General features: G+C 41.8%; 10 protein-coding genes. All 10 read right to left on the reverse strand.

The window, feature by feature from the left end; all coding sequences use genetic code 11:
- Nucleotides 1-170: 170 nt before the first annotated feature.
- Nucleotides 171-2,831, reverse strand: coding sequence for an ABC transporter permease (locus RIG68_RS21310; protein ID WP_350126966.1), 2,661 nt, complete (start codon nt 2,829-2,831; stop codon nt 171-173).
- Nucleotides 2,828-3,160: a PadR family transcriptional regulator gene (locus RIG68_RS21315; protein ID WP_350126969.1), complete on the reverse strand. Its 333-nt coding sequence runs from the start codon at nt 3,158-3,160 to the stop codon at nt 2,828-2,830. Before RIG68_RS21315 ends, RIG68_RS21310 begins: the two co-directional genes overlap by 4 nt.
- 217 nt (nt 3,161-3,377) lie before the next feature.
- Complete coding sequence (locus RIG68_RS21320) at nt 3,378-5,258, reverse strand: polysaccharide biosynthesis protein (protein ID WP_350126972.1); 1,881 nt, start codon at nt 5,256-5,258, stop codon at nt 3,378-3,380.
- Nucleotides 5,259-5,318: 60 nt separating this feature from the next.
- Nucleotides 5,319-5,948: a sugar transferase gene (locus RIG68_RS21325; RefSeq protein ID WP_350126975.1), complete on the reverse strand. Its 630-nt coding sequence runs from the start codon at nt 5,946-5,948 to the stop codon at nt 5,319-5,321.
- 1 nt (nt 5,949) lies between these two features.
- On the reverse strand, nt 5,950-7,164 hold the full coding sequence (locus RIG68_RS21330) for a DegT/DnrJ/EryC1/StrS family aminotransferase (protein WP_201568587.1): 1,215 nt from the start codon (nt 7,162-7,164) through the stop codon (nt 5,950-5,952).
- Entirely contained in the window at nt 7,161-8,006 is an 846-nt protein-coding gene (locus tag RIG68_RS21335) for a sulfotransferase family protein (protein WP_350126978.1), read from the reverse strand. Before RIG68_RS21335 ends, RIG68_RS21330 begins: the two co-directional genes overlap by 4 nt.
- The gene (locus tag RIG68_RS21340; RefSeq protein WP_350126981.1) at nt 7,981-9,141 is read right to left on the reverse strand and encodes a glycosyltransferase family 4 protein; all 1,161 of its coding nucleotides are present in this window, start codon (nt 9,139-9,141) and stop codon (nt 7,981-7,983) included. The genes RIG68_RS21335 and RIG68_RS21340 overlap by 26 nt, the downstream gene beginning before the upstream one ends.
- Nucleotides 9,142-9,177: 36 nt before the next feature.
- The gene (locus tag RIG68_RS21345; protein ID WP_350126984.1) at nt 9,178-10,242 is read right to left on the reverse strand and encodes a glycosyltransferase family 4 protein; all 1,065 of its coding nucleotides are present in this window, start codon (nt 10,240-10,242) and stop codon (nt 9,178-9,180) included.
- 64 nt (nt 10,243-10,306) lie between these two features.
- Complete coding sequence (locus RIG68_RS21350) at nt 10,307-11,080, reverse strand: sulfotransferase domain-containing protein (protein ID WP_350126987.1); 774 nt, start codon at nt 11,078-11,080, stop codon at nt 10,307-10,309.
- Nucleotides 11,074-11,970 carry a sulfotransferase domain-containing protein gene (locus RIG68_RS21355; protein ID WP_350126990.1) on the reverse strand — a complete coding sequence of 299 codons (897 nt, stop codon included), beginning with the start codon at nt 11,968-11,970 and terminating at the stop codon, nt 11,074-11,076. Before RIG68_RS21355 ends, RIG68_RS21350 begins: the two co-directional genes overlap by 7 nt.
- Between the last annotated feature and the right edge of the window lie 179 nt (nt 11,971-12,149).

Below are 12,149 nucleotides of genomic sequence, written 5' to 3' on the forward strand. Positions count from 1 at the left end.
TTCACGTCCTGCTTTTCAAATGCCATAAGTAACCTCCTGCTTGCAGGGGCTTAATATTCGTTGAGATCACTGTCGACCTCCCCTCTCGCCGTCTTAGCAAGCCAGGACAAGAAGCGTAAACAAAGAAGGAGCTATCTGCGCCCCTTCTTTGTTTATCAAATATTCAGAATCTATTCAGTCCTCAGCGACCTGGCCGGGTTCATCGAGGCCGCTTTTACCGACTGAAAACTTACGGTAATCAAAGCGATAACGGCAGCCGTCAGACCCGCAACAGCGAATATCCACCATTTTATGCCCACCTGATAGGCAAAACTTTCCAGCCAACGGGTCATCGCATACCAGGCAAGGGGTGTAGCAATCAGCATTGAAATCAGCACCAGCCTCATAAAATCAGCTGACAGCAATGAAACAATTTGACCGAATGAGGCACCGAGCACCCGCCTTATTCCAATCTCCTTGATTCGTCGCTCTGCTGTCCAGGCCGCAAGGGCAAAAAGCCCCAGGCAGGCAATGAATATGGCCAGCATGGCAAATACTCCGAATACTTTCCCAAACCTGACATCAGCCTGGTATTGACTGTTAAACGAGTCATCCAGAAAACTATAAAGGAAGGGTCGGTGAGGGGCTAGCGATGCCCATTTCTGTTCCACCTCCCTGATGGTAGCGGGCAAATCATTCGGAGTGACCTGTAGCGTAAGGTAGCTCATACTATATCTCGGTTCCAGTCGGAGGGTCAGTGGTTCAACTTTATTGTGTAAAGAGACGTAGTTAAAATCCTTGACTACTCCGATTATTCTGCCTTCTTTCCCCCACTGAGAAAACTTTTTCCCCAGAGCATCTTCTGGGTTGGTATAACCCCAAAGTCTTGCTGCTGCCTCATTGATCACCATCGAGTTGGCAGTGTCGGCTGGAAAATCTCTTGAATAGGCACGGCCTGCTACAACGTCAATGTCAAAATGGGGGATGAAGTCGAAGTCAACTTCGTAAAGATCAGGAGCCTGACTTTGCATTTCGCCCGCAGCAGTTTCAATTAGCGTGGTTGCCTTTGGAAAATGGCCGCCCGGGACTGTTCGAGATGCTGCTGCGGAGATAATCGAGGGATGTTTCTCGAACTCATTCTTGATCATCTCTAGTCGCTCTTGCACCTTACCGTCGTAGTCAAAATTAATCACCAGCATTTGCTCCTGATTGAAGCCGGTGTCTATAGATCGGAGGTGCTCGAGCTGAGAGAAGACTACAACAGTGCCTGCGATCAATGCAATTGACAGAGTGAACTGAAAAACTACCAGCCCTTTTCTCAATGCAGCCCCCTGGAAAGAGGCCTTAAGAATCCCCTTGAGCACCTGCGAGGGTCGAAAGCTTGACAAAACCATGGCGGGATAAAAGCCGGCAAAGAAACCCGAAACGATTGTTGCCGCAAGCAGCGCCGTCAACACTTTTGGCCCCAGGATCAGCTCATAGCTTAGTTGCTTGCCTGTAAGCGCCTGGAATGAAGGTAGTAAGAGTAATGCAATTGCCAGGGACAGCACTCCAGCCAATAGAGAAAGCAGTACGGCTTCAGTAAGAAACTGTGCTCTAAGTACCCCCTGTTGAGCCCCTGCCACTTTGCGAACACCCACTTCCTTGGCCCGTGTCATTGACCTCGCTGTGCTTAAGTTCATGAAATTAATGCAGGCAATAAATAGTATGAACACGGCAATTGCTGAGAAGATATAGATATTGGACAGGTTGCCGGTTACACCTGGTTGCCGTTTGGCCTTAGAATAGAGGTAGGCCTTACTCAATGGTTCAATCATGAGGTTGTAGCTCCACTCGGTCACATGCCTTCTTGTAAAGGCATGCATTTTGGCTTGTAGAACTGCTATATCAAAGCCCTCTGGCACCACAAAATAAGTGTAGGAGTCCACATAACCCCAAGCAGTGAACACACCAGGTCTCGACTTTTTGAACATACTCATCGGCAAAAGCACGTCGAAAGTAAAGTGAGAGTTGTGAGGAATGTCTGCCAGAATACCAGTTACCATGCAGGTTGATCGTTCATTAATGCGTCCTGCGATAGCATCCACTTCAATGGTTTGACCCAATGGATCTTCATCTCCAAAGTATTTTTGTGCCGTCGATTCTGTCAGCACAACACTGTTGGGTTGTGCAAGGGCTGTTTCAGGGTCGCCCGCTACAAACTTCCAACTGAATACATCAAATACAGTAGAATCAACGATAAAGATGTTTGGCTCATTAAAAATATTGTCTCCCTTTCGCAGCACCGTACTGGCTCTTCCGGAAAACCGTACCACCTGCTCCACTTCTGGAAACTCTGCTTTCAGCGCAGTGGCAACAGGAGCATTGCCCCACACCGAATAGTCAGCTGGATTGTTGCTGGTGGAGACAGTATCAGCCAAGTTGCCTGAATTATGCAGTAGTCGGTATATCCGGTGAGCCTTGCCGTGGTACTGATCATACGAGAGCTCATCGAGTACATACATAGTGATAAAAATGCAGCAGGCAAAGCCTATGGCCAAACCGGAGACGTTCGTGAAGCTAAAGAGCTTGTTTTTCAGCAGCACTCTCCAGGCCACTAGTAAATGATACTTGAGCATGATTTGATAGTTTAGTCCTTTTGTAAAATTGTTGCGCATCAGGATGCCGGGACGGAAAAAGCGAATAGCATTCCACACCAGCCTTCTCTTAGCTTTATTGTTGTTGTGTTTGAGTAAGTCTCTGTTGTATCGATAAATAAGGTCGCCCTCTATCTCTTCATAGAGATACTCTGGGCAGATGAGTTGAAGGAACCTCCGCACCCAATGAGGGATTATCTGATCCTGTTCCTTCACTCCGCTGCGATTTTAAGCTCGGGCACCATGTTCCAAAGTTTCAGCCTACTGTCCTTGATGTTTTTCAGCATAGCCATACCGGCGCTGGTGATGGTGAAAATTCTCTTTTTGCGGCCGCCACGCATGTTGGTGCCGCCGCCAAGCTCTGATTTAATAAAGCCTTTGTCCTCCAGCCTGTAAAGTGTGACATGCACCGCACTCAGGTTGACTTCCCGGCTTAGCTTCGATTCTATCTCTTCTGTGATAGCCGCTCCGTAAGCATCGTCTTTCAAAGCGGCAACGAGTGTGAGGATCAGCTCCTCGAACTCGCCTATGTATTCTTTGCCCATATACTTACAAAAGTATATGCTTATATTTTGTAAATCAAATTAGCAAAACAACACGAAAAAGAAAACCCCGTTCAATAGCGTGCACAATAGTAAAGAACTACGGACTTTCCACGGATTGAAAAAGCCCCGGGCTAAAAGAATAATTAAAACTGTAAAGCAACAAGCTCCCAGAAACAGAATGGCACCCTGGAAAGCCGAACGGCCGTCTGTCCGAGCATTAGGGTGTATACGATGGGATTATTTCTTTATATGCTGCTTTGATTTTGACGATATCTCCAGTTTGTGCAACTTTTTCAAGCATCGAAACCATGGTTTCGATGCCTTGAGGGTGAACATTTTTCTTAGCTGAAAATATTTTTCCATGCACTGTGGCTTCAAGTGTTTCCTGCGATGTAAGCAATTCCTCAAACATCTTTTCCCCAGGTCTAACTCCTGAAAATACAATTTTTATATCCTGATCAGGAATTAGGCCGGAAAGTGATATCAAGTCTCTCGCCATATCCAATATTTTCACCGGCTTGCCCATGTCTAAAATAAATAGTGAGCCATTCTTATTCATTGCGCCCGCCTGCAAAACTAACTGGCTGGCTTCCGGTATAGTCATAAAATATCTAACCATTTCAGGGTGAGTAATGGTAATAGGCCCACCGTTTTTAATTTGCTCCTTGAATATAGGGATCACACTTCCCCTGCTTCCAAGCACATTTCCAAACCTAACCGAAACAAAATATTGATCCTTTTCAGCTTTTGAAGACGCTAGCGAAACAAGGTGCTCGCTCACTCTTTTTGACGCTCCCATAACTGAGGTTGGATTTACAGCTTTATCTGTCGAAATATTGACGAAATATTTAACATTATACTTAAGTGCAAGTTCAGTCAGGTTCTTGGTGCCGATAACATTGTTGAAGACAGATTGAGCCGGGTTGTCTTCCATAAAAGGAACATGCTTATGAGCTGCAGCATGGAAAATCACCTCTGGCCTGTATTCATCAAACAGCTTTTCCAGAGTGTCTCTGTCTCGCACATCGGCAATTTTAACATCAAATTTTTGGAACCCCCTTTTATCCCTCAACTCAATACTTATCAAATGTAAGCTGCTTTCTCCTCTCCCTACCAATAGGATGGTGTCGGGATCAAACCTGGTAAGCTGGCGAACAATCTCGGAACCGATGGAGCCACCCGCACCCGTAACCATTACCCTTTTTTGCTTCAAATAAGCAGATATTTTGGTGCCATCCAGTTGCACCGGCTCCCTCCTCAGCAAATCTTCCAATTCGACATTCCTAAGAAAGTTAATATTTACCCTTCCACTTATGAGATCATTTAACCTTGGGATTGTTCTGTGTGGTATGTTGGCCAGTTGAGCGTACTCGACGATTTTTCGTATTGTGTCTCCTGTAGCATTGGGCATGGCTATAATGAGCTCGTCAATGTTCTCTTCATCAATAATTTCACTCATCTCCTCGATCTGCCCAAGAACAGGAACCCCCAAAAAACGTTGGTTACTTTTAGTCGGATCATCGTCCAGAAACGCCACAGGAAGGAACCCTTCTTTCGGGTTTCTAAGCATTTCTCTCGCAACCATTGTCCCCACGTCTCCTGCACCGGCAATCAGCACCCTTTTCCTCCGTGGGAAATTTCTTTTGGAAACGAAGTTTTTGAAGTAATATCTAAAAAGAATCCTTATGCCACCAAGACTCAAAAGCATTAGTGCGGACTCAATAAATGGGATCGAGTATGGAACAACAAAATTTGGCCGTAAAACAAAAACAAGCACCCAAGCAAAAAATCCAACTACTACATCCGCTTTTACTAGTGAATAAAAATCCGAGAGGCCTACATTTTGCCATGACTGTTTGTACAATTTGAAATGCCAAACTGATGCAGCCTTGACGAAGAATAACAATGAAGAGTAAACAAATAGGGACTCAGCCAACCTTTGGATATCTCCCTCAAGACGCAAAACAAAACTAACTACGGTGAGAGTTGTCCAAAGCAGGACATCAATCATGAATTTGATTATCGATTTATTGCCTATTATGAAACTATGACTACTTGTCATTTCGCTTAGTTTTCCCAAATGTCTGACCTCCTTCACTGATGCCTTTTGTTACCAAAGTCTGCCTGGTGTAAATAGTGCTAAATTGAAAAAAAAGCGTCAATGAATAGTTGCCCCCCGGCTAGTATCCTTTCCACCTGATCTTGATAATAATTTCCTCAATGTTAGATAGATTATATAAAAATAATTTCTTACTGACGGGTTCTCTATGTAAAATTGATTGAGGCTGATTTTATGTGGTAAAATTTCTTTGATATAGAGCGAGTCAGGATCAGAAGCTAGACTTAAAACGTCATTTTCATCTTTATAGAATATTGAGGCCATATCGGTAACTCCTGGCCGGATGAGAAGAATCTTCTTCTGATCTTCTGTGTAATGTTCAACATATCTTCGAACTTCCGGTCTCGGCCCAACGAGGCTCATATCCCCTTTGAAAACATTGATCAATTGAGGAACCTCATCTATTTTATATCTCCTCAAAAATAACCCAAATTTTGTTATCCTACTGTCATTTGCCCCAATCGTCAAAAGACCATTTTTGTCAGCACCACTCCTCATAGTTCTGAGTTTATATAAAGTAAACTCCTGCCCCCCCCTACCTACTCTTTTCTGAAGGTAGAAAACCGATCCAGAAGAGTCGGCAACTATTAGCGCAGCAAAAAGTAAAAAAGCGGGAAGAAATAATATCATTCCCAAAATGGATATCGTTAAATCTAGCAACCTAATCATTTCAGCGCAGAACGTTTGAAACGGCAGTAACTAAACAGTTGGTTACATACTCAATATGCTCATCAAGAAGTTGAGGATAAATCGGGAGTGATATCTCATTGGCGTAGAGATTGTAGCTCACTTCAAACTCACAAATATCATAAGCCTGTTCTTTAAAAATAGTAAGTAAAGGGAGCGGTATAAAATGAACGTTCACCCCAATGCCACTTTGTGTCATCTCTTCAATAATTAAATCTCTTTGAGCTTCATTTGCTCCCTTAATGCGAATTGGGTACAAGTGATAACTTGACTCAGTGCTTCCATGTCTCAAGGGAGGAAGAATTGCCCAGCTATGCTTGGAGAAGACTTCCTGATACATATTTGCTATGCTTCTTCTTCGAGGTAGAAGAGTACTTGCATATTTTCTTAGTTGAGCAACTCCAATTGCTGCACATATGTCTGGCATGTTCATTTTGAAGCCAGGATACACAATGTCGTACTTCCACCCTCCCGCTTGCAACTTAGTAAATGCGTCTTTTGTTTGCCCATTAAGGCTCCAAAGCCTCAATGTTTTATAGACGTCGCCGTTGTCAAATGGTGGTGGAAGATTTAAGCACAATGCTCCCCCTTCAGCCGTCGTAATGTTTTTTACTGCATGAAATGAAAAAACACTGATATCGGGCAATGCTCCAACAGGCTTTCCCTTGTATACTGCCCCAAGAGAGTGTGCTGAGTCGCTTAAGATAAGAACTCGACCCAACTTCTTTTGTGGGGCTGATGCTGGGTCAAAATGTATGGAGGAAGCATTTCTAACTATTTCGAATATCTGCTCGTAATCACATGGCCAGCCGGCTATGTCGACAGGAATGATCGCCTTGGTTTTGTTTGTGATGGCAGCTTTGATCTTCGCAGGATTGAGGGTAAAGTCACTTTTAACGTCGACCATGATGGGGGTCGCTCCAATATGCTTTACTGCCAAAGCCGTAGCACAGTAAGTATACGCAGGAATAATAACTTCATCACCTCTTCCCACTCCGAACCAATGAAGGGCCAGCATTAGCGCTGAAGTTGCTGAATTGACAGCTACAGCAGAATCACACTGATTGAACTTTGCGATGAGATCTTCTAACTCCTTTACTTTGGGGCCAGTAGTTATCCAACCTGATCTTAGCGTATCAGTTACTTCAGTTATTGTGTCTTCATCAATAAATGGTGGCGAAAAGGGAATATTCATCATAAGCTGTCAATTTTTTTCATCGTCGACTCAACAATTGGTAAAATTACAATTAACTGTTCTTCGAGAAAATTGGATTTGCCCCTCCCCACGTGGTCACTTGTTATCAAATCTTTTTCGGTTGGCATAATAGAGAATTGCGGGTCTATAAATTTAAAGATACGCTCGAGCACAGCTTCAGAGTTGTAAACAAGGTCTTCATATTTAATTTCGATAAGCCGACCGGAATCTATTAATTCCCGGGCTTCAAGCATTTTACCAACACAATATGTCCATTGTTGCGCAACTATTTGATCTATTGATTTAAATTGAAGATCTTTCGACATTCCTGGGAAGTTGACTCCCCAAAAGAAATCATTTTTCCTTTTAATGAGATTTCTCTTCAAAAACTTCATTCCGTAGTTAATTAACAAAGAAGGAGGCATATTTCTCATCTTTTGGAGAAGGTATTTGCTGTCAAGAGGGGCCTTCCATTGTCGGATTACTGACTCGCAGACGTCAATTCCGTTTCGATACAGAAATATATACTTTGCGTCAGGGTAATTCCTCTGCAGGAATGGGATTCTGATGGTATTCGAAACCGATTTCTCAATCAAGTAATCTCCTTTCTTGGCATATCTCTCCAAATATTCGTGTATCCGATGCTTATTCTTAGCAGAATAGTTAGCAGGACTTAATTCGTCATGCTCTAACGACTCGTTTCCCCACCTCCAGACAAAGTTTATGTCGTATGGGACTTTACTAATGCCTGGATGCCGGGCAAGCACGTCCCTCAACATTTTTGTTCCTGAGCGGGCTGCTCCGATAAGAAAAACAAGATTACTCCCTTCTTTTGATAACTTCATCTATACATTGTAAATAATTCTGTGCTATAATTGATGGTCTAAAGTTGCCATCGTGCGTAGCCCGACAATTTTTTGATATCTGCCTTACTAATCCTGGGTCTTCTACAAGCGACACTATATAGCGCTCCATTTCATCAATATCGCCGTTCAGAACGCTTTTTCCCAACCCATGTTCTGCAATCAATAGTGCAATCTCAGAACTGTTGCCTCCTTCATAAATTACTGGCTTGCCAGCTGCAATGGAACTATAGAACTTACTTGGTACCATCAGGCCCTCATAGCCACTTTTTAAAGAAATAAAGTGCGCTAAAGACTCCTGGGAAACTTCTTGAAACTTGTCGTCAGGTAGATAATCAATCAACGAAACGTTGACAGGAGACTGGTCAGCAATAAAGTTTTCTATTAGACTCCTGTGTACGCCTTTTCCAACAAACAAAAAATGAAGACTAGAAAACCTCGCCAGTCTTTTCGAAACGCCAAGAATTGTTTCGAACTCATGGGCCACACCCATATTGCCCGAATAAAGTATTATCGATTTGCCCGCCAGCCCAATGTCAGACTTAATGCCAGTATTTACTACTGCGCCGGGGCTGTAGGTTGAAACGTTGTGAATCAGTTGGATTCTTTTCTCATTCACACCCTTCCTGACTAATAGGCTTTGCATACACCGACCAATTACGATTACCTCTTCAGCTTTCTTAAGTGCTCTTAGGCCAAGAAAATTAAGCAGCTTATAAACCGGCCCCGTGCGTCTAAGCTTTCCCATGACCACCAGCAATTCAGGTTGAAAGTCCATTATGTGAACAACATAGGGAATTCTGACCAATCTTGAACAAAAAGCCCCCAAAATGTAAAATAGAGGGGGTTGCGTATAAAAAATATTGACTTTAGGCCTGCTCCATAAGATTTTGATGGGTGTCAGCAAGAAGTAAGTTAAATGGGAGACTAACTTATATTTCCTCAGAAATGGTATCGTCCAAACATATTGAACGTGCTGACTAATATTACTTGGTTTAGCTCTATAAATCCCTTTGCTTATTACTGCCCACGTTTTCAAACCCCGAGATTCAAATTTCTCAATTATCCAATCCCAAAGAGGAACTGCTATTTCGAAGGTGTTATAAAGTCTGATCAATTCGTGTCTGTTTTAATTGATGGCGAGAATACGTTCCTACTTCAAAGTTTCCAAAAAACCCATAAACTTCAATTTAACAATGTCAGGATGAAACTTCTCTTCAAATACCCTCCTCGAATTAGTGGCACATTCAATCCAATATTGAAAGTCGTGTAATCGGACTATTGCATCACGTATTTGCAGCGGTGACATTTTTTCCACCAAGACACCATTCACATCCGTCTTTACATACTCTGGAATTGCTGCGTGAAAGGTAGAAATTATGGCATTGCCAGCATTCATCGCTTCAATTATACTGACTGGTTGACATTCTGTCGGATAGTAGGTTGGCAATATAAAAACATGGGCCTCCAAAAGCGCCCGTCGAAGTGCTTTCCGGTCGGAGATGGCACCAAGCACAGTAACAAATTTCTCAAGTTTATTCTCGGACAGAAAACTCAAAAATTCCAATTCATCGGATTTCGCCATCCAACCGCCGATAAAAGTTGCATGGAAATCAATATTCGAATTCCCCGAAAGCAAGACGAGGGCTTTTGCCAGATCCTTATATCCTTTAGTGGGGATCATATTGGAAATATAGATCAGTTGAAATGTATCTTCCTTTTTCCGGCTACGAATCTTTAACTCTACTTCCTCTTTTGTGACCAGCAGTTCTTTACTTAACGTATTCTCAAGCACAAACTTTTTACTGGCAGGAATATAAGAAGCACATTGCTCGTACATATTCTCACTTAGAAATATGAATCGATCAACAGTCCTGACGAACGACGGGGTAAAAAGTGCTACCAGTTTTTTTTGAAACAGAGACGAATAACTTCCTGTGTGTATGTGGCCAATAATGGAGTTCACTTTTCCCTTCGCAGCCAATACAGTCACATAATTTTTAAAGAATCCAAGCGTCGAATGAGAGAAAGTCATGTACAAGCAACTATATCTCCTTCGCCTGAGCTCCTTTCGCAACTCGATTAATTTTTGAAAGTGAGAGACAATACCGCCTATTCGAAACAATCCGGTTGACTGAAGTCGCCCTGCACGATGCGAGATATTAATCTTATTCTTTTGCGCGTCGTTAAGCCACCCAAATACCAACTCGTTATTCACAGTGTGGCCAGTGTAGGGGGGAGGGAAATTAGTGAAGAATATTACGGACGTCTTTTGTGCTTTGCTAGTATGCATTTAGCCGATACTTACTTTTCAATTCTTGATAATACTCTAAATCTCTTTCTGAAAAGTATTCAACCCATTGATTGGTTTTCCCTTTATTGAAAAACATTTGACCCTCGGAAAAGAAGTTCATTTTCGACATACCGTGAGTCTGCTCATTTGCTTTTAACTTGTCAAAAGCGGCATTGTCAAATGCCATTGATAAAATTTCAGTGTTGATATCAAGACTTAACTTCTGCAAAGAAACCGAAATTTCCTTTAATCCGTCTCTCTTCATGTCTTCGTACCTGATAACGCAAGTTGCCTTTTTCTCCCACGATTTTAAATGTTTGAACCAAGCTTCCAGACCAAATTTTTTGCTTCTGATAAACGTTTGGAAATCCTCTGGATTCACTGCCGACACCTGCTTGTTTCTGTAGTTATAGTAAGAAACCATGGTATCCCGAGGATCTCTCACGATGAGGAGGCTCATTTTTCCTGCAAATAAAGGATTCCATTTCCAATGAGTTTTGACGAAACGAGGGATAAAGTCGAATGGCCACCTTCGTGTAAGATTGCTTATGCCAAATTCGGGCATTAAATCATCAACTTCCCTGAAAGACACCGTCTTCGGATTTTTTTCACTTAGAAAAATATAATTACACAAGATAAATCTAATCCATGTACTCCCGGACTTTGGGAATGAGACCAGAACGATGTCTCTTTTATTTAAACCAAGGAAACCTTGTGAGTATTTAGCGCTTTTTTTAAAAAAGTTTATAATGGAGGTCACCATTTCCAAAAGATGTTAACACTGTTGAGAAGCTTTTTTCCATTACTTAAACTTTTCAATTTTTTGGAGAGCCCAATGTTTTTTTGCTTGTAATGGTCATTTAACAAACTCATTACTTTTGGATCAAAAATGTTTTGCTTTAAGTTCTTGTTAAAAAAGTTTGCAAATACCTGGTTGCTAAAGTTTGCAAATTTAGAAATGACCCGATTTTTACTTCCCAGTCTTTCGGCGTGTATTAGAAAAGAATTGTAGGAATTTTTTTTTGGCCTGGAGTTTATGGATGTTGGAACAAAGTCAGATTTAACGTTAAGAAATGAATAAATATCAGCTAATACTTTTTGTGAATCTGCCTCAATTTCTTCGTAGAAAGCAACATAGAATTGCCCTGGTTTAAATTCTGCCAAAAAGCAATCCAGTTGCTCTTCATAGTATCCCCGAGACAAAAGGTCTAAAACGATTGGCTCAATTTCGTTAGATCGATTCTGATCAATAGCTTTTATAATTTGAGCATTGATGTCAACGTCCCTGTCAATCAGCCCTTTTCTTAGGTACCAAAAGTACGCTGATTTAAACCGATCTACCGGGTTTCTTAAAAGAAGAATAAAATTACAATGAGGTAAATTTTTTTGGATTTCGATTGGGGAAGTATTATCAAAAAAGTACTCTACCGACACATCTCCGACTTTCTTATTATTTTTGTTTTCGATGTCAAATAAGGTGTAGTACCATTTTATTCCACCCTTCTCATTGTACAAAGGCCCGCCAATATATTCCCTCTCCTTCTTGTAAGCAGGTAATATTAATTCGGGATGTTCCTTTAAACAATAATACAACCACGAACTGGCTGATTTTTGCACTCCTATTACGAGGAAATCTAAATTGATACTATTCATGAAAGCGTTGGTGTCATCTCATTCAAACAGCCCATTTGCAAAGTAAAGGTAACTAAGATTTATAACTGAACCTTGCACCATTTTTATATAACAAGATGACAAGCCTCGTGAGCTCTGATGGAATTTGTAATCTGTGTCTTTCAGAACCGTGACTTTTTTATATATACGATTAAAAGTGA

This window comes from Imperialibacter sp. (genome assembly GCF_040222385.1).
Lineage (GTDB): Bacteria > Bacteroidota > Bacteroidia > Cytophagales > Cyclobacteriaceae > Imperialibacter.

What these genes read in the sequence shown, in the direction of transcription:
- RIG68_RS21315 (WP_350126969.1), bottom strand. Translation starts at nt 3,160, where the DNA reads ATGGGCAAAGAATACATAGGCGAGTTCGAGGAGCTGATCCTCACACTC.
- RIG68_RS21325 (WP_350126975.1), bottom strand. Translation starts at nt 5,948, where the DNA reads ATGATTAGGTTGCTAGATTTAACGATATCCATTTTGGGAATGATATTA.
- RIG68_RS21330 (WP_201568587.1), bottom strand. Translation starts at nt 7,164, where the DNA reads ATGATGAATATTCCCTTTTCGCCACCATTTATTGATGAAGACACAATA.
- RIG68_RS21335 (WP_350126978.1), bottom strand. Translation starts at nt 8,006, where the DNA reads ATGAAGTTATCAAAAGAAGGGAGTAATCTTGTTTTTCTTATCGGAGCA.
- RIG68_RS21350 (WP_350126987.1), bottom strand. Translation starts at nt 11,080, where the DNA reads ATGGTGACCTCCATTATAAACTTTTTTAAAAAAAGCGCTAAATACTCA.
- RIG68_RS21355 (WP_350126990.1), bottom strand. Translation starts at nt 11,970, where the DNA reads ATGAATAGTATCAATTTAGATTTCCTCGTAATAGGAGTGCAAAAATCA.